21 protein-coding genes and 1 tRNA gene are annotated in these 22,777 nt (G+C 68.3%); 9 read left to right on the forward strand and 13 right to left on the reverse strand.

Annotated features, from left to right (window positions below; all coding sequences use genetic code 11):
• Nucleotides 1-55 precede the first annotated feature (55 nt).
• The gene (locus ACZK5N_RS02850; protein WP_459019980.1) at nucleotides 56-1,273 is read left to right on the forward strand and encodes an FAD-dependent oxidoreductase; all 1,218 of its coding nucleotides are present in this window, start codon (nucleotides 56-58) and stop codon (nucleotides 1,271-1,273) included.
• Nucleotides 1,274-1,314: 41 nt separating this feature from the next.
• Nucleotides 1,315-2,139 carry a glycosyltransferase family 2 protein gene (locus ACZK5N_RS02855; RefSeq protein WP_463624607.1) on the forward strand — a complete coding sequence of 275 codons (825 nt, stop codon included), beginning with the start codon at nucleotides 1,315-1,317 and terminating at the stop codon, nucleotides 2,137-2,139.
• Between the two features lie 22 nt (nucleotides 2,140-2,161).
• Here ACZK5N_RS02855 and ACZK5N_RS02860 read toward each other — a convergent pair whose 3' ends face one another.
• The 4 genes from ACZK5N_RS02860 to ACZK5N_RS02875 form a co-directional block, all read right to left on the reverse strand.
• Nucleotides 2,162-2,944: a ComEA family DNA-binding protein gene (locus ACZK5N_RS02860; protein ID WP_459019982.1), complete on the reverse strand. Its 783-nt coding sequence runs from the start codon at nucleotides 2,942-2,944 to the stop codon at nucleotides 2,162-2,164.
• 60 nt (nucleotides 2,945-3,004) lie between these two features.
• Nucleotides 3,005-5,470 (reverse strand): leucine--tRNA ligase, encoded by a 2,466-nt coding sequence (gene leuS, locus ACZK5N_RS02865; protein ID WP_459019983.1) that lies wholly within the window; start codon nucleotides 5,468-5,470, stop codon nucleotides 3,005-3,007.
• 84 nt (nucleotides 5,471-5,554) lie between these two features.
• The gene (locus tag ACZK5N_RS02870) at nucleotides 5,555-6,475 is read right to left on the reverse strand and encodes a carbohydrate kinase family protein (RefSeq protein ID WP_459019984.1); all 921 of its coding nucleotides are present in this window, start codon (nucleotides 6,473-6,475) and stop codon (nucleotides 5,555-5,557) included.
• A gap of 47 nt (nucleotides 6,476-6,522) precedes the next feature.
• Nucleotides 6,523-7,419, reverse strand: a complete 897-nt coding sequence (locus tag ACZK5N_RS02875; RefSeq protein ID WP_459019985.1) for a DUF4192 family protein — start codon at nucleotides 7,417-7,419, stop codon at nucleotides 6,523-6,525.
• A gap of 83 nt (nucleotides 7,420-7,502) precedes the next feature.
• Between ACZK5N_RS02875 and ACZK5N_RS02880 the strand changes: the two genes are divergently transcribed.
• Complete coding sequence (locus ACZK5N_RS02880) at nucleotides 7,503-8,141, forward strand: hypothetical protein (protein ID WP_459019986.1); 639 nt, start codon at nucleotides 7,503-7,505, stop codon at nucleotides 8,139-8,141.
• On the opposite strand, the gene ACZK5N_RS02885 is transcribed toward ACZK5N_RS02880, so the two are convergent.
• The 6 genes from ACZK5N_RS02885 to ACZK5N_RS02910 form a co-directional block, all read right to left on the reverse strand.
• Entirely contained in the window at nucleotides 8,138-9,001 is an 864-nt protein-coding gene (locus tag ACZK5N_RS02885; protein WP_459019987.1) for a DMT family protein, read from the reverse strand. The genes ACZK5N_RS02880 and ACZK5N_RS02885 overlap by 4 nt on opposite strands.
• Nucleotides 9,002-9,146: 145 nt before the next feature.
• A complete protein-coding gene (locus tag ACZK5N_RS02890; RefSeq protein ID WP_459019988.1) occupies nucleotides 9,147-10,310 on the reverse strand; it encodes a L,D-transpeptidase family protein in 1,164 nt (387 codons plus the stop codon).
• A gap of 162 nt (nucleotides 10,311-10,472) precedes the next feature.
• On the reverse strand, nucleotides 10,473-11,171 hold the full coding sequence (locus ACZK5N_RS02895) for a M48 family metallopeptidase (protein WP_459019989.1): 699 nt from the start codon (nucleotides 11,169-11,171) through the stop codon (nucleotides 10,473-10,475).
• 30 nt (nucleotides 11,172-11,201) lie between these two features.
• Nucleotides 11,202-12,221: a LacI family DNA-binding transcriptional regulator gene (locus tag ACZK5N_RS02900; RefSeq protein ID WP_459019990.1), complete on the reverse strand. Its 1,020-nt coding sequence runs from the start codon at nucleotides 12,219-12,221 to the stop codon at nucleotides 11,202-11,204.
• The gene (locus tag ACZK5N_RS02905; protein ID WP_459019991.1) at nucleotides 12,218-12,967 is read right to left on the reverse strand and encodes an ATP-binding cassette domain-containing protein; all 750 of its coding nucleotides are present in this window, start codon (nucleotides 12,965-12,967) and stop codon (nucleotides 12,218-12,220) included. The genes ACZK5N_RS02900 and ACZK5N_RS02905 overlap by 4 nt, the downstream gene beginning before the upstream one ends.
• A 5-nt stretch (nucleotides 12,968-12,972) precedes the next feature.
• Nucleotides 12,973-14,148, reverse strand: coding sequence for an ROK family transcriptional regulator (locus ACZK5N_RS02910; RefSeq protein WP_459019992.1), 1,176 nt, complete (start codon nucleotides 14,146-14,148; stop codon nucleotides 12,973-12,975).
• 259 nt (nucleotides 14,149-14,407) lie between these two features.
• On the opposite strand from ACZK5N_RS02910, the gene mmsA reads away from it, so the two are divergent.
• The 5 genes from mmsA (at nucleotide 14,408) to ACZK5N_RS02935 (ending at nucleotide 19,680) form a co-directional block, all read left to right on the forward strand.
• Entirely contained in the window at nucleotides 14,408-15,967 is a 1,560-nt protein-coding gene (gene mmsA / locus ACZK5N_RS02915) for a multiple monosaccharide ABC transporter ATP-binding protein (protein ID WP_459019993.1), read from the forward strand.
• 21 nt (nucleotides 15,968-15,988) lie between these two features.
• On the forward strand, nucleotides 15,989-17,296 hold the full coding sequence (locus tag ACZK5N_RS02920; RefSeq protein WP_459019994.1) for a sugar ABC transporter permease: 1,308 nt from the start codon (nucleotides 15,989-15,991) through the stop codon (nucleotides 17,294-17,296).
• Between the two features lie 132 nt (nucleotides 17,297-17,428).
• On the forward strand, nucleotides 17,429-18,544 hold the full coding sequence (locus ACZK5N_RS02925) for a substrate-binding domain-containing protein (protein ID WP_459019995.1): 1,116 nt from the start codon (nucleotides 17,429-17,431) through the stop codon (nucleotides 18,542-18,544).
• 418 nt (nucleotides 18,545-18,962) lie between these two features.
• The gene (locus tag ACZK5N_RS02930) at nucleotides 18,963-19,469 is read left to right on the forward strand and encodes a DUF2975 domain-containing protein (protein WP_459019996.1); all 507 of its coding nucleotides are present in this window, start codon (nucleotides 18,963-18,965) and stop codon (nucleotides 19,467-19,469) included.
• A 1-nt stretch (nucleotide 19,470) separates the two neighbouring features.
• A complete protein-coding gene (locus ACZK5N_RS02935; RefSeq protein ID WP_459019997.1) occupies nucleotides 19,471-19,680 on the forward strand; it encodes a helix-turn-helix domain-containing protein in 210 nt (69 codons plus the stop codon).
• Nucleotides 19,681-19,683: 3 nt separating this feature from the next.
• Here the strand turns inward: ACZK5N_RS02935 and ACZK5N_RS02940 are convergent, their stop codons facing one another.
• Nucleotides 19,684-20,097 (reverse strand): thioesterase family protein, encoded by a 414-nt coding sequence (locus ACZK5N_RS02940; protein ID WP_459019998.1) that lies wholly within the window; start codon nucleotides 20,095-20,097, stop codon nucleotides 19,684-19,686.
• A 107-nt stretch (nucleotides 20,098-20,204) separates the two neighbouring features.
• On the opposite strand from ACZK5N_RS02940, the gene ACZK5N_RS02945 reads away from it, so the two are divergent.
• Nucleotides 20,205-20,888 (forward strand): ferredoxin--NADP reductase, encoded by a 684-nt coding sequence (locus ACZK5N_RS02945; RefSeq protein ID WP_459019999.1) that lies wholly within the window; start codon nucleotides 20,205-20,207, stop codon nucleotides 20,886-20,888.
• Nucleotides 20,889-20,942: 54 nt separating this feature from the next.
• On the opposite strand, the gene ACZK5N_RS02950 is transcribed toward ACZK5N_RS02945, so the two are convergent.
• A tRNA-Ala gene (locus tag ACZK5N_RS02950) sits at nucleotides 20,943-21,015 on the reverse strand.
• Nucleotides 21,016-21,088: 73 nt separating this feature from the next.
• Nucleotides 21,089-22,753, reverse strand: coding sequence for a hydroxymethylbilane synthase (hemC, locus tag ACZK5N_RS02955; RefSeq protein ID WP_459020000.1), 1,665 nt, complete (start codon nucleotides 22,751-22,753; stop codon nucleotides 21,089-21,091).
• Nucleotides 22,754-22,777 lie beyond the last annotated feature (24 nt).

The raw sequence follows: 22,777 nt of genomic DNA on the forward strand, positions 1-22,777 counted from the left end.
GAACCGTTGCTACGCTTCGCCAGAGGGCCCTTTCAGGGCCCGGGCAGGGAGAGCCATGGCTGCCAAGCCCCGACTCCGGGTGGGACTTCTGGGCGCAGGCGTCATGGGGTCGTGTCTGGCCATGAATCTGGCCCGGCTCGGGGCTGACGTCACGCTGATCGACCGGAATCCCCAGCCGATGCAGGAGGCGAGCCGATACAACGAGGGGAAGATCCACCTCGGCTACCTGTACGGCGCTGACACCACGCTGAGCACTGCCCGGCACGTTCTCCCGGGCGGACTGGCGTTCGCCCGGCTCATCTCCCCACTCATCGGGAGTGATATCCGGGCCCATGCCACAACCAGCGATGACATCTACCTCGTCGATCAGGACTCCCTGATCGACGCCGAGGCGCTGGGGGCGCAGTTCGACGCCGTCAGCGACCTCGTCCGGCACCATCCCGAGGCGGCCGGCTACCTGACGGACGTGTCGAACGCCGCAGTGTCGCGGCTGTCGCGGGTGGAGTTGGAGAACATCGCTTCAGATCGGATCACCGCGGGATACCGAGTGCCCGAGCGTTCGGTCGACACCGGTTGGGTGGCCGATGCACTCGCCGAGGCGGTGATGGCCACCCCGCAGGTCACCTTCCTGCCTGGGATCACGGTGACGGGCGTCGCGCCGGGTGTCGACGAGGACACGATCGCGGTCTACGGCACTCCCGGATTTGAGGACCGCTTCGACGTGGTCGTCAACGCATTGTGGGGCGGACGGGTAGAGATCGACCTGACAGCGGGCCTGAGGCCTGCCCGAGGATGGACCCATCGGGTCAGATGGTGTCTCTTCGTGCGAACGACCGCCCGCGTCGATGTCCCCAGCGCGATCGTCGCCCTCGGCCCGTTCGGGGACATCAAGAACTACAACGGCCACGACTTCTACCTGTCCTGGTACCCGTCGGGACTGGTGGCGCACGGCACCGACGTCGTCCTCGAAGCGCCCGCACTCCCGACAGGGCCGGCCCGCGTGCAGTTCATCGAGGATGTGCGTGCCGGGCTCTGCGGCGCCATTCCCCGCGTCGGCGACGTTCTCGACGCAGCCGAGTCCATCACCGTGGCCGGCGGACACGTCTTCGCCGAAGGGCTCGGATCCATCGGCGAGCGGTCGTCGGATCTGCACAGGCGCGACCGTTTCGGCGTCACCCGCCTCGGCAACTATGTGTCGGTGGACACGGGCAAGTTCTCGACCGCCCCCTGGCTCGCAGACCGTCTTGCCCGCCAGCTGATGGGCGTGACGTGACGAGCCCAACGGCGCACGGTGCGGTACCCACCCACCCGCTCGTGACCGCACTGGTGCCGACCTACAACGGGGCGGCGTTCATCCAGCGCACACTGGACAGCCTGGCGGCGCAGACCTGGCCGCATCTGGAGATACTCATCGGCGACGACTGCTCGACAGACGACACGCTGAACATCGTCAGCGCCTTCGCTGAGGGGCGCGATGACACACGGGTCGTCCGCCGGATCACGAACCTGGGCTGGCTCGCCAACAGCAACGACCTCATGAGCCGGGCCCACGGGGAGTTCATGTTCTTCGCCTTCCACGACGACGTCATCGCACCGGAGTACACCGAGCGCCTCGCCGCGGCGCTGTTGTCGGCCCCCGACGCGGTGCTGGCATTCAGCGACATGACGGTGACGCAGGTGGACGGCTCAGTCACCACACACGTGTTCGACGACCTCTCGAGCCGGCGCTGGGCAGCGGGGCGTGGGATCGCTCTGGCGCTGCGTCCCCCGAACTGGTGGGTGCCGAATCGTGGCGTCTTCCGGAGCTCTGCCTACCGTCGGGTGGGCGGCATACACCGCAACGAGTCCGGCGAGTACTCGGCCGATTGGACGTGGCTCCTCCATCTGTCCCTCCTCGGCCGATTCATCCGCGTCCCGGTGCCGATGTGCCACAAGTTCTACACGGTGTCCAGTCTGAGCAAGACCTGGGCGCACGACCCGGAGCATCGCACCGCCCTGCTGAGGGCTGGTGTGGCCGAGGTCAATGGCAGCTCGACCTCCGCGGTGACCCGGCTCGTCGTGTTGTGTCCGCTCCTCTTCAGCCTGTACGCGCCATCCTGGCTCCGGGACCTGGCGAAGCGGGTCATGGGGATGCGCTGACGACCCACGGACGGCCGGTGGGCTAGACCCTGACGAGCGCCCGCAGCTTCTCGAAGGTCTTGGGCCCGATGCCGCTGACCTCCTGCAGCTCCTCGATGACGGTGAAGCCTCCGTTCTCCTCACGCCAGGCCACGATGCTGCCCGCCGTCACCGGCCCGATGCCGGGCAACGACTCCAGTTCCGAGGCGGAGGCGGAGTTCAGGTCCACCGCGCCGTCTCCCTCGGACCCACCACCCGACGTGGCGGCAGGACCGTGCACCTCGCCCTGCGGTTGGTCTTCGGTGCCGATGAGGATCTGCATCCCGTCGCTGACCGGGGCGGCCAGATTGAGCTGCGCGGGATCAGCGCCGCCGTCCAGCCCGCCGGCCGCGGCGATGGCGTCCTGCACGATCGAGCCCTCTGCCAGCGAGACCACACCGGGCTGCACCACCGCTCCGGCCACATGAACGCGCAACATCACGGGCGGACCGGGGCTCGGCGTGGGTGGCTGAGGGGCCGCCGACACGGAGACGGGCGCGAGGGGAATCTCGGTGGCCGAGGATCTGGCCAGCGCCGCGACGGCCACGCCCACTCCGCAGAGAAGAAGCACCGCGACCACCCACAGGTGTTTCAGCGTGAGTGGCCGCCGCGGTGGAAGACCGGAACCGCTCACGCGCGCGGATAGGGGCTCAAGCAGCTCTGTGGACGGCGCGGGTACCGGCTCTGCCTCCACCGCGGCGCGCCTGGGCCCGCACAGCGGGGGCCGCCCCGCGCTCACGAACGCCAGACGGGCCCGGGCAAGCTCGTCTGCCTGACGCGGATCCATGCCTCCTTGTTCGGCGGCTCCGCGCCCCATTTTCCATCCCCGCCGAGGGGTGTGGAGAACTCAGCTGGGGACGAGGCTGAGCATCTTGGGCAACCTCGCGATGACCTTGGCGATCCCGCGCCCGTCCAGCGACCGCTGGACGCCGGGATCCGCCATCGCTGCAGCCAGTGCGTCGTCCTCGGAGATGTCGGTGGGCACCTCGATCTTGGCCCGGATCTTGCCCTGGATCTGCACCACCATGGTCACGGTGTCGTCGACGGTGAGGGCCGGATCCGCCGTCGGCCACGAGCTGTGGGCCACCGAGGGCGCGTGACCGAGCATCTCCCACATCTCCTCAGCCACGTAGGGTGCCACCACGCTCAGCGCCTGCGCCACGAACTCGGCGGCCTCCCGGACCGCGGGATCTGCAGGACCGGCGGAGCCGTCGATGGACTTGCGAGTGGCGTTGACCAACTCCATCACCCGGGCGACGGCCACGTTGAACCGCCCCGAGTCCAGCAGCATGGACACCTCCCCGATGGCCTTGTGGGTGGCCTTCCGCAACGCCGGGTCCCCGAGCGAGACATCGGCATGACGCGTCGAGGTCACGTCCGCGGCGATGCGGTGGGCGCGCTGCAGGAATTTGAGGCTGGATGCGGGCGACAGGTCCGCCCAGTCGATGTCGTCCTCCGGCGGGCCGGCGAACACCATGGTCAGCCGGACCGCGTCCACGCCGAACTCGTCGATCTGCCTGCCGAGGTCCACGCCATTGCCCAGCGATTTACTCATGGCCTTGCCCTGGTTGATGACCTGACCCTGGTTCAGCAGACGCAGCATGGGTTCGTCGAAGTCCACCAGACCCATGTCGCGCAGGACCTTGGAGAAGAAGCGCATGTAGAGCAGGTGCAGGATGGCGTGCTCGACGCCCCCCACGTACTGCGCCACGGGCATCCAGCGCCTCACGTCGTCCGGGTCGAAGGGGCCCTTGTCGTACCCCGGCGAGCAGTAGCGGAAGAAGTACCACGACGAGTCCACGAAGGTGTCCATGGTATCCGTGTCCCGCTGAGCGGGGCCCCCACATCGCGGGCACTGGGTCGAGACCCAGTCCGTGGCCGAGGCCAGTGGCGACGTCCCCTTCGGGGCCAGCGCAGCACCGCGGAGGTCAGGCAGCCGGACCGGCAGCTGATCATCCGGGACGGGCACCTCACCGCAGGCGTCACAGTGCACGACGGGAATGGGGCAACCCCAGAACCGCTGCCTGGACAGCAGCCAGTCACGCAGGCGGAACTGGATGGTGCCAGTGCCTAGGCCGTCGGATTCCAGCTGTCCGATGATCCGCGCCACGCCAGAGGTCTTGTCCGCCAGGCCGTCCAGGATGCCGGAGTTGATGTAGGCGCCGTCGCCATTGGTGGCCACACCGGTGTGTTCCGGATCCGTGCCGTCGACATCGATGACGGTGCGCACCGGGAGCCCGTACTGGCGTGCGAAGTCCAGGTCGCGTTGGTCGTGGGCGGGGACGGCCATGATGGCGCCGGTGCCGTAATCGGCAAGGACGTAATCGGCGGCCCAGATGGGGATCCGCTCCCCGTTGACCGGGTTGACGGCGTGGCGCCCGAGCCACACCCCCGTCTTCACCCGTTCGCTGGACTGCCGCTCGATCTCCGTCTCCTTCTTGACCTGTTCCAGGTAGGTCTCGAAGGTGGCCCGCTCCTCCTCGGTCACGAGCTCCGCGGCCAGCGGTGCGTCGGGGGCGACGACCATGAAGGTGGCGCCGAACAGCGTGTCCGGGCGGGTGGTGAACACTGTGATGGGTTCACTGCGGCCCTCGACGGCGAACCTCACGTGTGCGCCCTCGGATCGGCCGATCCAGTTGCGCTGCATGGCCAGCACATGGTCCGGCCAGCCTCCCTCCAACTGCTCCATGTCGTCGAGCAGCTGCTGCGCGTAATCCGTGATCTTGAAGTACCACTGGTTCAGCTTGCGCTTGGTGACTTCGGTCTTGCAGCGCTCGCACCGGCCGTCGACGACCTGCTCATTGGCCAGCACGGTCTGGTCCGTGGGACACCAGTTGACGAACGAGTCCTTCCGGTAGGCCAGTCCGCGCTCGTAGAAGCGGTTGAAGAGCCACTGCGTCCACTTGTAGTAGTCCTCGTCGGAGGTGTGCAGGCGGCGCGACCAGTCGAAGCTGAGCCCGTAGCGCTTGAAGGACCGGGCCTGGGTCTCGATGTTGTTGTAGGTCCAGGTGGCCGGATGAGAGTCCGCCTTGATGGCCGCGTTCTCCGCCGGCAGCCCGAACGAGTCCCAGCCGATGGGGTGCATGACGTCGTAGCCCTTGAGCCGCCAGTACCTGGCCAGCACGTCCGCCATGGCGTAGGCCTCCGCGTGACCCATGTGCAGGTCTCCCGAGGGATAGGGGAACATGTCCAGCACGTAGCGCCGCTCGCGGCTGCCGTCGTCGAGGGGCCGGAAAGTGTCGTTCTCCTCCCAGAAGGCCTGCCACTTCTCCTGGGCCTGGACCTTGTCGTAGTGTCCCGCCTCTTGGCTCACGACTCTCTCCTGCGTTCGGGCATCAACGCGCCTGGCGACGCGGTTGCTCAATATACCCGGCCGACCTCCGGTGCCGGCACCAGCTCAGGCCAGGAGCGCGTCCACCTCAGCAGCCGTGGGCGGCTGCGCACCCTTGCGCGTGCATACGATGGCGGCCGCCGCCGCGCCGTGCGCCAGCGCCCCCTCCACGTCTCCGGGATCCTGGGCATAGGCGGACAGGAAGCCGGCCATGAACGTGTCACCGGCCCCCACCGTGTCAACAACGTCCACGGGCCGTCCGGGAGTGCGGACGCGACTTCCGTCCGGCTTGACCGCCACCACGCCGTCAGCGCCGAGCGTGACGATGAACATGGACAACCCGTATTCGCCGACCCAGCCCTCCGCGTAGCCGAGGGGGTCGGAATCGTCGTCCACGAGCCAGGCGATGTCCTCATCCGAGGCCTTGGCGATGCCACCGTGCTTCCCGACGGCGGTCAGGAGGTCAGCGATGAGGCCGAAGTACTCCGCCCGGTCCGGCAGCGTGGAGGGCCGGACGTTGAGGTCGAAGCTGACCGCCGCGTCCGTGTTCCGGATGAAGTCCAGGATGTGTTTGGCACCGGGGCCGATCACTGCGCCGATGGAGCCGAAATGCAGCCAGTCCGCTCCGTCGAGGGGCGGCAGTTCGCCTGACTGCCAGTTGAACGCCGACGTGCCCGCGAAGTGGAAGTGGTAGCTGGCATGCCCCGCCTCGTCGAGCGAGACCACCGCCAGCGAGGTGGGGTCAGCAGTGGACACGGCGAGACTGAGATCCACACCGGCGCCGTCGAGGTGGCTGCGCAGCTGCCTGCCGAAGGCATCCGTGCTGAGGCGCCCGAGGAAACGTGTGTCCTGACCGAGTTTGGACAGCGCCGTCGCAGTATTGAAGGGGCCACCCCCTGAGCGCGCGATCCAGCGACTCTCGGCAGGGGAAATCATCTCCTCCGGCATGAGATCGATCAGGGCCTCACCACACACGACGAAACGCATGGCTGCACCCTACGGCACACCCACCCCTCCGGGAGCCTGGAGGTGCCTCAATGGTGCCAGCGCCTCGGCGGGACGCCCTCGCGGTGGAGGCGGTTGAGGAGTCCGCCCACTGTGTGCTGGGGATTGCTGCGTGCCAACTGCTCCATGCAGGAGCTCTGGGCGGCACCCTGACCGTTCAACCACGATGCCATCCCCAGCAGCGCCACGACGTTGTCCTCAGACGCCGCCGGGGCGACCGTCCGGGCGGCCAGCAGGTTCAGCCACATCACCTCCGCCGTCAGGATGCTGAGCCTGCTCAGGACCGCCGCGACGCGGTCCTCGTCCTCCAGCAGCACGGCCAGCGTGCACGCCTCCGTGGGACTGAGGGGCTCGTCGGATTCCACCAGCTCGGCCAGGAGGTCCATCGCGTCCGCCGGGGAGAGCGACATCACCAGGGCCTCCGCGGAGGCCACCTCGTCAGCGGGGAGAGGTTCGTGGCGCTCGACGGGCGCCACGGCCTCCTCCCTGTCCGCACAGATCCTCACTCCCTCGTAGACTGCCTGGGCCTCCAGCGCGCTGGTGCTGCACTCGATCTCCTGCGGCTCGAGGTCCGAGGTGAAGAGCCACGTCGTGCGGCCATCGGTGACCATCGCCTCGAGGACCCGCTGCTCACCCACCACCGCGACCAGTTCGGCGACGGCCAGGCTGGCCGCGTCCGGGTCTCCGTAACCGATCACGACGAAGCGGCATTCAGGCACATGCGCCGAGGCGTTGATGATCTGATCCGCCACCTGATCGAAGTGGTGGACGAACCAGTCCAGGTCCAGGCGTGCGCAGAAGGACACCGTCCTGCCGCTCAGCCCCATGACAACGCAGGAGTCTGAGGGGTGGAAGCCAAGCATGACGGCTGGCATGGCGAGAAGATCGGCACGCGTGGTGCCACGGAGTACTGGTGTGCTGCTCATGGCCCACTCTTAGGCAGTCAGTGCCCCATCAACCACTCGGGTTGCGCGGTGTGGACAACCCGCGTGGGTAGGCTGGCAGCACTATGACCAACCAGCAGTGGCCGCCCCCGGGCGGACCGGACAACTCGCCCTGGTCCCATCAGGATCCCGGCTACCGTCCCGCCCAGTTCCACGACGTTCAGGGCAGGGACCCGCGTCAGCCGTTCGGCCATGCGCCGGTGCCACCGCCGGATCCTGGGCTCATGCGCCCGCCCCGGCCGCCGCGAACCACACTGTGGATCGTTCTGGGGGCAGTGGCCCTGATCGCAGCCCTCATCCTGGGGATGCAGTTCCTCGGCGGCGCCGCTGAGGAGTCCACGAGCCCCGCGCCGACCGTCGCGGCAGGGGAGCCCTCGCAGAGCCGTTCGGGAAACTCCATTCCCTTCGAAGGCAATGGCGACGGCATCTTCGAGATCGTGCGCCACCAGTGGACCGACGACGGGCTGCGGCTTCGCATCCGGGTGGAGATCGAGGAGGGCGAGTACATGTTCGGCCTTTTCGCGTTCAACAACGAGTCGCGGGAGGCCTACGACCCCATGGACCCGTATCCCTTCAGCGTACGTGCGGGGCTGCCGTACGAGGCGGACGTGTTCTTCCCGATGCCCAACTCTGATTCGACGATCGTGCTGGCCACACCGTCAGGGCGGGTAGCGCTCAACGCGCTGCCCGTCGAGGGAAGCTAGCTCATGGGCGGTGCCGAGGCGGGCTCGTTCTCGCTGGCCTCGGCCAGCTTGCGCCGCTCCTCCACCGCATCCGGGTGGTCCTTCGAGAGGAGGAGCACGCCGTAGACGGCCAACGCCCCGGTCACGAGCATGCCCAAGGCAGGTCCCGGACCCATCCCGATGCCCTCCCCCAGGACGATGAGGCCGAAGAGGACCGCCACGAACGGGTCCACCGTCGTCATGGTTCCGACGGTGATCTCCGCAGGCCCAGAGGCATAGCCCTGTTGGATCATCCATACGCCCAGGCCGTAGCAGGCGAGCATCATGGCCACCGTCGCCACCACCTGGAAGCCCGCGAAGGACTCTCCGTGCTTCAGCACCAGGTCCATGGCCGCCTTCATGAAACCGGAGGCCAACCCGTAGAACGTGGCACCCACCGAGGACCACATCATGGCTTTCGCCCAAGGGGCAGCCTTCGTGGCGAGGTAGGACAGGACTGCGCAGATGACGCAGACCACGAGGAACGCGAAGAGCATCGGCAGGAATTCGACCTGCTTCTCACCAGTGGCGAACAGCGACGAGAACACCGTGAACCCCACCACGCCGGCAACCGTGACGGCTACCGCGACCCACATCTTCCGCGTCAGCGCGTGCTTGTGGATCCGCGAGGCGAGCAGCACCGACCAGGGCACGGCCAGAATCCCGACGGGCTGGACGACGGCGACCGGCGCGAAGGACAGCGCGACGAGGTGGATGCTCGCGCCGGCGAACACGAAGACCAGGCCGAGCAGCCACTTGGGAATCCTGAACAGCCGTAGCAGGCCGGCGAAGGTGAGGGTGTTCGACGATGCCGTCGCCGTCGGGTCAAAGGTTGACTTCACGCCCAGGCTCTGCAGCACCGCCCCACTTGCGAACAGGAAGGATGACACTACCTGCATCCCGATGGCGAGCCAGATCACGCGCGCTGCCTTTCAGTCGACCGTTCCCGGCAGCCTACATGGCCCGTGGGCCGCCCCCGGTACGACGTCAGGAGTACACGACCACCTTGTCGCCGACCTTCGCGGCGTCGAAGAGGGCCGCGACCGCGCCCTTGTCCCGGACGTTCACGCACCCGTGGGACGCGCCGTTGTACCCGTTCCTGGCGAAGTCCGCAGAGTAGTGGACCGCCTGACCGCCGCTGAAGAACAGGGCATAGGGCATCGGGGTGTCATACAGGCTCGAGACATGGTCCCGGGACTTCCAGTACACGGAGAACACGCCGTTGCGGGTCGGCGTCAGCTCCGAACCGAACCGGACGTCCATCGCCATCCGGATCTCGCCGTCGATCACCCAGGCGAGCCTGCGTTGCCCCTTGGAGATGCAGATCACCCTGCCCGTAAGGCAGCGGTCGTCCAAGGCCATGGATGGTGGCGCCTTGGTGGGCATCACGTTGTTGAGCTCATCAGTGGTGGGGGTGCGGGTCATGCCGCGCAGCCTGTCCTTCGTGCGCTGATCCACCTCGCCGGTCACCGGGATCTCGCGCTTGGCCTGGAATCCCCTGACCGACTCGGCCGTCCTGGAGCCGTACACGCCGTCGATCTTGGCGTCGTACCAGCCGATCTGCTTCAGCCTTGCCTGAAGGTCCTTGACCGCCTCACCCTTGCTCCCCTCTGCCAACAACGCCGGACCGGGGCGGAGCACGTTGTACATCTCGTCACGCGTCGGTGGGCGGGTCATGCCGTGCAGCACGTCCAGGGTGGCCTGGTCGACCTCCCCGGTGGTGGGCAGGCCGCGCTTGGTCTGGAATCCCTCGACCGCCAACTCCGTGGCGTCGGCGTAGACCCCCGAGATCTTCCCGCTGAACCATTCGAGCTGCAGCAGGCGGTGCTGGAGATCGCGCACCGCGTCGCCCTCGTCCCCGGCCTTCAGGAGCGCAGGCACCGCCACCGGTGAGGGGGACGGGGTGGGGGTGGGCGTCGGGGATGGTGTGACCGACGGCTCAGGCACGACTGACGGCGAAACCGGCGCAGAGGGCTTGGCAGGCGTTGAGGGAGGCAAGGGCCGCACCGTCGGCTCCGGCGCTGCGGTGCTCGGCGCGCCCACCGTGGGTACCGGGCGTGGGGTCGCCTCCGGGGCGCACGCGCCGAGCAGCAGGGCCGCCGAGGCCAGGATGGCCACGCCGATACGACGGACGCCGAGGGGGAAGGTCACGGAGGTCCTTTCGTGGGAACGATGGACGTTGTCCCCCGCATCATAAGGGCGTCGATGGGGCGTTCCGGTGACGACACGTCCGGGGGCGTTTCGGCTCATGGCACTTCCTCTCGGCCTCTCACCTTGAAGACGCCTCAGCGGCCCCAGGGGTTGCATCCGGATTCAGGCCCGTCCGCGGAGGCTCTTTCTCCGCTCGCGCCAGTCCGGGAGCAGGGAATCCATCCAGGACACGAATCGCGGCCCGTGACCGCGTTCGTGCAGATGGACGAGCTCGTGCACCAGCACGTACTCGAGCGCCGAGGGGTGATGCTCCGCGAGGGCGATGTTGAACGTGACGGCTGCGGTCGTCGTGTTGCACGTGCCCCAGCGCGTGGTCATGCGCCGCAACCGGATGGATCCGGCCCGCCTGCCGACGCGTGGCTCCCATCGGGCCCGGAGAGCCGGCAGTGCCACGTCGAGCTGGCGTCGGTAGAGGGCCTCCAGCGCTCGCCGGAGCCCATCCTCATCCGGACCCGAGAGAACAATGGTCCGGCCCTCGACGACGGCGGAAGCGCGCGCCGCCGCCTCCGTGCGCAGCTCGTACCAGAGCCCCCACAGCCGCGCGCGCCCACCGTCGACCAGAGGCTCGCGCGGCGGCGTGGCCATGCGGACCCGAGTCTGCGCCACCGCGATCCACTCGCTGTGACCCGCGACGAACTCGCGCACGGCCGACTCCGGGACACCAACGGGTACGGACACCGCCACCCTGCCGTCAGGCGGCAGAACTCTCACCCGCAGGTTCCTGATGGCCTTGTACGTCACCTCCGCCTCGATGCCCGCCACGCGCAGCAGTGCCGACGGCTTGGACGATCCTCTGGGCATGGGCGCCATGATACGACCGGCTCCGGACAGTCAGGGCGAGGGGATCTCGCCGGAGCCGCGACAGACCAGCCTCGTCGGGACCACGATCTCGCGCGCAGCCGAGGTGTCGCCGTCCATGCGCGCGAAGATGAGCTCGGCCGCCTCCCGACCGATACGGCGCGGATCCTGAGCCACCACCGTGACCGGTGGGGTGAGGTGCTCCGCCATCGGGATGTCGTCGAAGCCCACCACGGCGAGCCGGTGCTCGACGCCCGCCTGACGCAACGCCGTGATGGCGCCGATGGTGATCAGGTTCTGGGCCGAGAACAGCGCCGACGGCGGGGTGGAGGAGGCGACCAGAGCCGCGACCGCAGCGGCCGCCCTGCCCTCGTCGCTCAGGCCGGTGACCACGAGGCCCGGGTGGAGGTCCAGGCCGAGCTCACGGCACTCGTCCAGGTAACCACGGCGCCGCTCGCGGGCGGTGAAGATCTGTTCGTCGTCGCCGAGGAACGCGATGCGACGGTGTCCGTGCCCGGCCAGATGGGCCACCGCCAGCCGTGCCCCGGCATAGTTGTCGGACAGGACGGTGTCGCCGATGACGCCGGAGGGCCGCCGGTCCACGAACACTATGGGGGTGCCCCGCTCGATCTCGCGCGCGAGGTAGGTGTGGTCGTGCCCGACGGTGGTGAGGATCAGGCCGTCGACCCGCCTGCGCAGGAACGCCTCGATGGACTCCCGCTCCCTGGCGGGGTCGTCGTCGAGGCTGGAGGCGAACACCGCGACGTGGTGAGGGCGCGCCACATCCTCCACTGCCCGGTGCACCGACGCGGAGAACGGGTTGGCCACATTGCCCACGAGGAGGCCGAGGGTGTTGGTGCGGCCCCGACGGCGCAGGTTCCCAGCGTGGAGATCGGGCTGGTAGTGCAACGCGGTGATGGCCGCACGAACCCGCTCCCGGGTCTCGGCTGCCACCTTCGGGTCTCCGTTGATGACGCGCGACACGGTGGTGACGGCGACACCGGCGCGGGCCGCGACGTCCTTCATCGTGGAGCGCGGGACGGGCGCGGTCACTGCGCCACCCGCCGCGTCGCACCCGTGATGGCTGAGAGAACCTCCTCGTAGCTGGCCGTCGCGGCGTCGAATGATCCGTTGTTGCGGCCGTGCCGGAGCACCTCGATGCGATCCGCCACCGCACGGACGTCGTTCAGGTTATGGCTGATCAGGATGACGCCCAGCCCCATGTCCCTCAGCCGCTCCACGTAGCTCAGCACCTCAGCGGTCTGGCCCACCGAGAGCGAAGCCGTCGGCTCGTCCAGCACCACAAGCCGCGGCTGACGCACCAGCGTCCTGGCGATCGCGACGCACTGGCGCTGCCCCGCCGACAGGTGGACGAGCGGAGCCCTCAGATCGGGGATCCGTGCGTTGAGCTGGTCCAGGTAGGACCTCGCGAGGTCGTCCATGCGGTCCAGATCCAGCAGCCCCGAGGAGCTGAGCTCCCGTCCCAGGAAGATGTTCGACGTCACGTCCAGGTTCTCCGCCAGGGCGAACTCCTGGAACACCGACGCGATGCCCATCGCGAAGGCCGCTTGGGCCGACGCGATGGTGACGGGCCTGGAGTCCAGAAGCACCTGCCCCGAGTCGGGTTGGTACACCCCCGAGATAATCCGCGCGACCGTCGACTTGCCCGCGGCATTGTCTCCCACGAGTGCCACGACCTCGCCAGAGCTGAGCTCCAGGTCCACGTCAACCAGCGCCTGGACGCCACCGAAGTGCTTGCTGACGGCCGAGAGCCGGAGCAGCGGCGCGCGAGCTTCCATGGCGATCATCCTTCCATCGATCCGGCGGGCGAGGCGTTGATCAGGTCGTGAATCGCCACCAGCGCCCCGCGTGCGCAGCCGTCGACAGGGAACGCCGGGTCCGCGAGGAGCTCGTCGACGGAGGGCAGGAGGGGGCGGCCACGGACGGCGTCACGCAGCGGAACGACGAACGGCTCCCCCACCGTCGCGAGGTCCCCACCCCACGTGATCCGCTCAGGAGCGATGACGGTGGCGAGGTCCGCCAGCGCCGTGCCGATGAGACTCCCAGCGTCGGCCACCACCTGCCTGCATCCCGGGTCGCCGTCGCGGACCGCCTTCACGATGGCGCGCAGGTCCATGGCCCCGTGACTGAGCCGGACCAGCTCGGCCAACGCCTCACCCGAGACGACGGTGTTGAGGCATCCGCGGGCGCCGCAGCGGCAGATCTGCCCGGCCGGGTCGACGCGGACGTGCCCGAGGGCGCCTGCACCGCCCCGAAACCCCTGATGGACCACACCGCCGAGGAGGAAGCTCGACTCCGTGGTGTGGGAGGCGTGCACGTACAGCGCAGACTGGACCCCCCTCAGCGCTCCCAGGCGGGACTCGGCAAGCGCCCCCGCGTCCGCCTCCTTGACCACCAGCACGGGGCGCTGGATCCGCGCGGACAGCAGCCGGTCGACGTCGAGCTCCTCCCATCCGGGTAGCTGGAATGCCCCGGCGCGGCCACCACGACCCACGCTCGAGGGCAGGGCGAGTCCCAGGCCTCCGATGTGGTCCATGGAGGCGCCCACCTCGTCGGCGAGGTCCGCCACCAGCATGGCGGCCCGGTCCAGCGTCGTGTCCGAGCGGTGGTCCATCGGCAGCGGCAACCGCTTGGATGCGAGCACCTCCAGCGTCGCGTCGGCGATGACGAGGACCAGCGACCGACGGTCGATGTGCATTCCCACCGCGAGCGCAGATGAGGGCTTGAGCGCGACAAGCTGGGCACGGCGGCCGGAGCGGGTGGTGGCGCTGGTGACGACGACATCCTGCTCGAGGAGCTGTTTGACGATGTTGGACACCGTGGCCGGCGACAGCCCGGTCGCGCTGGCCAGTTCTACCTGCGTGATGCGTCCGTACGCCTTCACTGCTTCAACGATGCGCGCACTGTTCGCCTCGCGCAGTGAGGGCTGCGAGCCCGGCGCGCCAACGACCCTGTTCACGCTTGAAGGCTAGCAGGAGGTGCGCGGGGAGCATCAACGTTGTCTTCAGTTCGCGAAGTCACTGTGGCGGGTAACGCCCTTCGGGGCCACATTGCATAGCCCCTAGTCAGGCCGAGTGGTATCGATTGCATGATAACAATCCGATAACGCTTGAGTTTAAGAATTGACGCCAATGGCCGAAGCCGCTTACCTTCTACACATCGGGGGCAGCGACGGCGAATGTCGCACGCCAGCGGAGTCGAAGGAGACACGGGAACGTATGGACGACGGTCACGTCTTGCTCGCGATGCGCAGCATCACCAAGGAATTTCCAGGGGTCAAAGCCCTGGACGGTGTCACGATCAACGTGCGCCGAGGCGACATCCACGCCATCTGCGGGGAGAACGGGGCGGGCAAGTCCACGCTCATGAAGGTCCTGTCGGGGGTCTACCCGCACGGCACGTACAGCGGCGAGATCGTCTACGAGGGCGAGGCGATGAGCTTCGGCGGCATCAAGGCGTCCGAGGAGCGCGGCATCGTGATCATCCACCAGGAGTTGGCCCTGATCCCGGAGCTGTCGGTCACGGAGAACCTCTTCCTCGGATCGGAAGTGACCTCCGGGCTCCTCATCGACTGGCAGTCGGCACGCCTCAAGGCGCTGGACCTCCTGGCGCGAGTCGGGCTGGACATCGACCCCGACACCCCGATCAAGACGCTCGGCGTGGGCCAGCAGCAGTTGATCGAGATCGCCAAGGCGCTGGCCAAGAACGTCAAGCTCCTCATCCTCGACGAGCCCACCTCGGCCCTCAACGAGGACGACTCCCGCAACCTGCTCGACCTCATGCGCGGCCTCAAGGCACGCGGCATCACGCAGATCATGATCTCCCACAAGCTCAACGAGATCGCCGCCATCTCCGACGCCGTGACGGTCATCCGCGACGGGCGCACCGTCGAGACCTATGACGTCGTGGCCGGTCAGGTCGACGAGGACCGCATCATCCGCGCCATGGTGGGTCGCTCCATCGAGAACCGCTACCCCACCCGCGCCCCGCACATCGGCGACGTGCTCTTCGACATCCGCGGATGGAACGTGGAGCACCCCTCCATCCCGGGACGCCTCATCGTCAAGGATGCGCAATTCGACGTCCGCGCCGGTGAGGTCGTCGGCTTCGCCGGTTTGATGGGAGCCGGTCGCACGGAGCTCGCGCGGTCGATCTTCGGCCGCTCCTACGGGCGCTGGCTCTCGGGCGAGATGCACCTGGGCGGCAAGCGGATCGAGACGCCCACCGTCGCCCGGGCGATCGAGCAGGGCATCGCGTACGTCACGGAGGACCGCAAGACGCTCGGCCTCAACCTCATCGACGACATCAAGAGCACCATCGTCTCGGCCAATCTCAAGGACGTCGTGACGCGCTTCCTGCTGAGCCTGCGCAAGGAGGCGGCGGTGGCGGAGAAGTACCGCACGGACCTGCGGATCAAGGCGCCGAGCGTCGACGTCGGTGTGGCCACCCTGTCGGGAGGCAACCAGCAGAAGGTGGTGCTCGCCAAGTGGATGTACCCCGAGCCTCAGCTACTGATCCTGGATGAGCCCACCCGCGGCATCGACGTCGGAGCCAAGTACGAGATCTACAAGCTCATCCACGCGCTCGCCGACTCCGGCAAGGGCGTGGTCGTGATCTCCTCCGAACTGCCCGAGCTCCTGGGCATCTGCGACCGCATCTACACCATCTGCGAGGGCCGCATCACCGGCGAACTGGCCGCGGCCGACGCCGACCAGGAAACCCTCATGCGACGAATGACCACCACCAGCACCACCTCAGCCGCAGCGCTGCCGGCCTGACCCGAAACGGACGAGAAAACTATGAAGGCTTTGAAGCAAGTTCTCGGAGGAAACCTCCAGCAGTACACGATGGCCCTTGCGCTGGTGCTCCTCGCGGTCGTCTTCGACGTGGCCTCCGGTGGCCGGATGCTCACCTCGTCGAACTTCCAGAACCTCATCTCGGGCAATGCCTACGTGCTGATCCTGGCGATCGGCATGGTGATGGTCATCGTGATCGGGCAGATCGACCTCTCGGTCGGTTCGGTGGCCGGCTTCGTCGGCATGACGACGGCGCTGACCACGGCGACCTACGGCTTCCCGTGGTGGGCCGGCATCCTGGCCGGTCTGCTGGCCGGCGCCCTCATCGGCGCCTGGCACGGGTTCTGGCTGGCCAAGGTGGGCATCCCCGGCTTCATCACCACGCTCGCGGGCATGATGATCTTCCGAGGCCTGGTGATCTGGATGTCGCAGTCCATCTCCGTGCCCGTGCCCACCGAGTACAAGTTCTTCGGCGCCGGCTACCTGCCCGAGTGGGGTCCTTCGTTCACAGGCCTCAACAACTCGACGCTGCTGCTCGGTATCCTCGCCGCGGCCTGGATCATCTGGAGCGAGTTCCGGCGCCGCTCCCACGCCCTGGAGCGCGGGGTCGAGGCCCCCATGTGGGCCACACTGGTGCGCATCGCCCTGATCGTCGCGGTCATCGGCTACGTCACCTGGCTGTTCGGCAGCGGCCGCCCCGGCACGTCGTTCCCCATCCCGGGCGTGATCCTGGTGATCCTCGTCATCGTGTACCACGTGCTCACCCAGCGCACCCGTTTCGGCCGCCACATCTATGCCGTCGGTGGCAACAAGGCGGCGGCGGCCCTGTCGGGCGTCAACACCGCAAAGACCTACTTCCTGGTCATGCTCAACATGAGCTTCCTTGCGGCCATCGCCGGCATCCTGTTCGTCGGACGGGCCACCGCCGCCGGCCCCTCGGACGGCACGATGTGGGAGCTGGACGCCATCGCTGCCGTGTTCATCGGCGGCGCGGCGGTCTCCGGCGGCATCGGCACCGTCGTCGGGTCGATGATCGGCGGGCTCGTGATGGCCGTGCTGAACAGTGGCCTCATGCTGATGGGCGTGGGCGCGGACCAGACGCAGGTGATCAAGGGCCTCGTCCTCCTGGCCGCCGTCGCCTTCGACGTCTACAACAAGCAGCAGGGACGTCCATCCATGATCGGCAGCTTCATGCGGTCCTTCCGCAGCGAGCCCGCCGTCGCCGCACCCCCCTCCCCCGCACCCGAGGTCCCCGTGGAGGAGGGTCCGGTGGTGGACGCCGCCGACACGATGCCCACGCAGGCCAGATAACCGCTTCACCCCCTCAGGGTGGTGCCGATTGGCACCGACCCCTCACCCAGTGCGCCCTGCGCATGTCACCCGGGCACAGACGCCCGTCCCCGAACCGGATCGGCCGGTCGGGAACTTCCGAAAGGTACTGCAATGAAAACGAAGGCAGCTGGCCTACTCACGGGCCTCCTCGTCACCTCGCTGGCGCTGACCGCCTGCGGTGGCGGACGCGAGGGAACCACGACCACCGATCCCACCTCCTCCACCTCCTCCAGCGCCGCCGCGGCTGAGGGTTTCGCCGCCGACGCCACGATCGGCGTGGCCCTGCCCTGGCTCGGCACGCAGAACTGGAAGGAGGCCGAGGTGATGTTCGCCGAGCAGCTCGAGGCCGCCGGCTTCGCCTCGCTGATCCAGGCCGCCGACAACAAGGTGCCGCAGCAGCAGCAGCAGATCGAGGCCATGATCGAGCAGGGCGCCGAGGTCATCGTCGTCGGCCCCGTCGACGGCACGCAGCTGGGCTCCGTCCTGGAGAAGGCGCACGACGCGGGCATCGAGGTGATCGGCTACGACCGTCTCATCGAGAACACCACCGCCATCGACGGCGTGGTCCAGTTCGGATCGATCCGCACCGGCGAGCTGCAGGGCCAGTCCCTCCTCGATGGCCTCGAGGCGACGGGCCCCGGCCCGTACAACATCGAGCTCTTCGGTGGCGGCCCGGCCGACCCCAACGCGCCGAACTTCTTCACCGGCGCCATGAGCGTCCTGCAGCCGAAGATCGACGACGGCACCCTCGTCGTGGTGTCCGGCCAGCAGGAGTTCACGCAGGTGGCCACCCCCGACTGGGACAACGCCAAGGCGCAGGCGCGCATGGACTCCCTCCTGTCCGGAAACTACTCGGACAAGACCATCGACGGCGTGCTCTCCCCCAACGACGGCATCGCCCGCGCCATCCTGACCTCCGTGAAGCAGGCCGGGATGGACCTGCCCGTCGTGACCGGCCTTGACGCCGAGAACGAGTCGATCATCTCCATCGCCGCCGGCGAGCAGTACTCGACCGTCGCCAAGCCGACCGACGCGCTCGTCGCGAAGACCGTCGAGCTGATCAAGTTGCTGCAGACCGGTGAGGGCCTCCCCGCCACCGACGACACCGCCAACAACGGCAAGGTGGACGTCAACATCTACCAGCTCGACCCTGTGGTCGTGACCCAGGCCAACGCCGCCGAGGTGTTCGCCAACGATCCCGACCGCCTGGCGCTGCTCGAGGGCTGATCCTGAGCACGCACGAGGGGGGCGGGTCCGCGAGGGCCGCCCCCCTCGTGCGTGCTCGCCGGTTCGTCGCGCTCTCCGGTCGGAATGGAGTTGAGCCGGACACGGCTCTCGCGGAGCCGCGACGAGCCTGGATCCAGTGTCAACCTCGTTCCTGCGGGATTTGAACGAGCAAACCCTCGCCAGACCCGGTTCCGGCTCGACGGGGGTGCCCGGATGCCGTGTCCGGCTCGACGGGGGTGCCCGGATGCCGTGTCCGGCTCAACGTGCTCCCGCGGATGCCGTGTCCGGCTCAACGGGCTCCCGCGGATGCCGTGTCCGGCTCAGACCCTCATCCAAACCGGGGAGACCGGCCAGCGCGGATTGCCCCAGGCTATCGTTCCACGATATATTTCTATTGTTTATCGATAGGAGAATCGTCATGGGACGCATTGTCATCACAGTGCTCCGCCTCGTCATCGCCGTCGCGCTCGCAGGCTCGCTCGCCGTGCAGCTGGTCCTCCTGCCGTTGCTCTGGCTCGACATGGACGGCGCCCCCGCCTGGACCCGCGTCGCCGTCGTGACCATCCTCGCGCTCGGGGTGATGGCCCTGCAGGCGTGCGGGGTGTGCATCTGGCGGTTGCTCACGATGGTCCGCCGCGACACCGTCTTCTCCCACGCGGCGTTCCGCTACGTCGACGTCACCGTCGGCGCCATCGCGGCCGCCTCAGTGCTCACCTTCAGCCTGGCGGTGGTGGCCGCCGTCACCAACCGGACCATCCCCGGCGACGCGGTCGCGCCGGGCGTCGTCGCGCTCCTCTGCGGCGCCTCGCTCGTCATCGCGGGGGTGGCGATGCTGGTCCGCGTGATGCGCGCGCTCCTGGTGCAGGCCGTGGCCACGGCGGCCGAGGCGCGGGACCTCAAGACCGAGCTCGACGGGGTGATCTGACGTGCCCATCGTCGTGACCATCGACGTCATGCTCGCGAAACGCGGCATGGCAGTGGGCGCGCTGGCCGAGAAGGTGGGCGTCACCCCCGCCAACCTGGCGGTCCTGAAGAACGGGCGCGCCAAGGCCGTGCGGTTCAGCACGCTGGAGGCGCTGTGCGAGGCGTTGGACTGCCAGCCCGGCGACATCCTCCAGTGGCGGCCTGAGGGGTAGCGGTCAGCTTCCGGGGCGCCCCAGCTTCGCGACGAACCGTTCCCGGTCGACCACCACACGCTTGTGCGTGCCTGTGCTGATGACGGCACTCTCGTCGCTGGCCGTCACGGCGAACACGAGGGCACGACGGTCGACGTCAGTCAGGCTCACCTGAACCGTGACGGTCGACCCGGGAACGGTCGCGGCCTGGTGCGATACGTCGACGTGGGTGCCAAGCGTGATCTCGCCGTCGTCCAGGTGCCCATGAAGAGACTCGATGCAGGCCCACTCGATGACGCCCACCAGGTAGCCGGTGGCCAGGACCTCCGGCATCGACACGAAATCCGGCGACTCCGGCAACAGGTGCGGCACGGTGCGGTGCGGGGGCACCTGGTAGGTCATCGTGTGTGACATGCCTGGACGCAGGGTCTCTTTCACGGCTTCTCCTGAACTCGACTCGGAGTGGGCACCCACATGCTAATCCCCGGCGCGGCACGCGACGGCGGGGTAGCGTCGGAGACGACCACTCACCCCAGGAGGCCCCCATGTCCCTGACCCTGATCGAGAAGTCCCACGAGGCGGCCGACATCTGGGCGTTCCGCTTCCGCAGCGACGAGCCGCTCGCCTGGGAGGCCGGCCAGTTCGTGCGGGTGGAGGTGCCCCACGACAATCCCGACGACGAGGGCACCACCCGGTGGTTCACCAATTCCGCCGCGCCCTACGAGGGAATCCTGCAGGTCACCACCCGCGTCACGTCCACCACCTTCAAGCAGGCACTGTCCAGACTCGAGCCGGGCGAGAGGATCGAGCTCCTGGAGGATCCCGACGGCGACTTCACGTGGCAGGAGACGGATATCCCGACCGTCTTCGTGGCCGGTGGCATCGGCATCACGCCGTTCCACAGCATCCTCAAGCAGAGGGCCCACGACGGCGACCCGCTGGCGGTGACCCTCATCTACGGCAGCAGCTCCGACGACGTGGCTTTCGGCGACCAGCTGAGGCAGTGGCAGGAGGCTGACCCCGCGCTCACCGTCCACAGGGTGGTGGGCGAGCCCCTCTCGGTCGAGGTGCTGAAGCGGCTGGTGCCCGAGCTCAACCACAGTCTGGTCTACCTGTCCGGCCCGGAGCCGATGGTCGAGGCTCTCGGCGGGGCCCTCCGCGACGCGGGTCTGCCGGACCCGCAGCTGAAGGAGGACTTCTTCCCGGGATATCAGGCCGACGACATCTGAGGGTCGCGCAGAAACGGACAAGACCCCGCCATTGGCAGGGCCTTGTCCGTTCGGTGGAGCTAAGGGGATTCGAACCCCTGGCCTCTTCCATGCCATGGAAGCGCGCTACCAACTGCGCCATAGCCCCATCGCCGCCTTCCGGCGACTCGAAGAACGATAGCGCACCTCAAGCCAGAAGGAAAATCGCGGCGAGCCGCTAGTCAGCGCCTCTTGACCAGCTCACGCGCCAGGGCCGCGACACCGAACTCGTCCTTTGACTTGGCCACCGCCAGCACCGGGACCCCGAGCCCGCCCAGCGTCTTGGCCGTGGGCTCGTCCCACGCCAGGACGTGCACGCCGTCGCGGTGCCCGAGCAGGTTGACGTAGGCCGAGGCCAGCGAGGGTTGGGTCAGCAGGATCGCCTGCCAGGCGCCGTCGGACCACATCTGAGTCAAGCGGGGGTCCAGGGAATCGACGTCCACCATGGTGTAGATCTCCAGGCGCTCGACGGTGTAGCCCTTGGCGCGCAACCCGTTCTCCAGGTTCGTTGAGAGCTGGTCTGCGCAGGCGATGACCACGCGCTCCTGCCCCTGCGCCACAGGGAACATCTCGACCAGCTTCTGCGAGCTTGCCGTGCCCTCCGGGGCGAGGTGGACGGTGATGCCGCCGTCCTCTGCCGACAGCTGCGTGGTGGACCCCATCGCCGCGACCCTGGTGTTCGCGGGAATCTCCCATCCCCGCTCGCGCAGGGCCCACACGGTCTGCGCGGAGGGCAGCACCACCCAGTCCGCCCAGCCGAGGATGTTGTCCGCCGAGATGAGCTTGGCCTCCTGCAAGGAGACACAGTCCACGCGAAGTCCGTTCTTGCGGAGCGCCTGCGCCAGGCGTCCCTCCTGGCGCGGCAGCAGGACGCGGATGCGGTCGTCGCCCGGCACCTCGATGAACGGTGACTCGTCGTCGTGCTCGGCGGAGAGCTTCACCGAGGCCAGCGCCTCCGGAGAGAAGAACCGCTCGGCACGACGCTCCTTGAGCGCGGCAGCCGCGTTCTCTCCGGTGCGGACGGCGTGGAACTCGGAGGTCGGCAGCCCCACCTCCAGCACGTTGCGCTTGGTGCCGTCGATGGCGAAGACACCGGCCTTGAGCGACAGGATCCCCCGCCGCGACGCCAGGGCCCCCACCGGGGCCATGTAGGTGGTGCCGAGCCCCACCAGGACCGCCCGCTCCGCGTCGATGCAGATCCGGGTCTCGATGTCGTCGAACCCCTTGAGCGCGGCGACGATGTCGTCGTCGTCGCGACGGCACTCGAGCGCCAGCGCGCCCTGTCCCGGGGCCGTGAGAATGGGGAGGTACTCGGCGATGCGGTCGGCCAGCCCCAGCGTTTCGACGCCCGCCGCGGAGAGCACGACGGCGTCGAGGTCTCCGGGCTCGAGGTGGCGCAGGCGCTCCTCGAGTGAGCCACCGACGTCGACGAAGGTGAGGTCCGGGCGGAGCGCGCGCAGCTGGGCGATCCGGCGCAACGACGTGACGCCCACGCGCGAGTGCCGGGGCAGCGCCGCCAGGGTGACGCCTCCGCGGGTGCACAGCACGTCGCGGTGGTCGCCGCGCGGCAGCACGGCGGGAATGGTGAGGTCCTGCGGCTTGTCCGACAGCGGGATGTCCTTGACCGAATGGACCACCACGTCCACCTCGTGGGCGCGCAGCGCATCTCGCAGTTCCATCGCGAAGACGCCCTGCGAGTAGCCGTCGGGCATGTGGACGGTGTCCTGTCCCGCCGACGCCACGGGCACGATCTCCACCTCATGTCCCGCCTCGCGCAGCGTGGCCGCCACCATCTCCGAACGCGCCAGCGCCAGCGCGGACGCGCGTGTGCCCAACCGAAACTTCACCGTTGATTCCTCTCTGAAGTGCCC

The sequence above is a fragment of the Tessaracoccus pujii genome, from assembly GCF_055326215.1.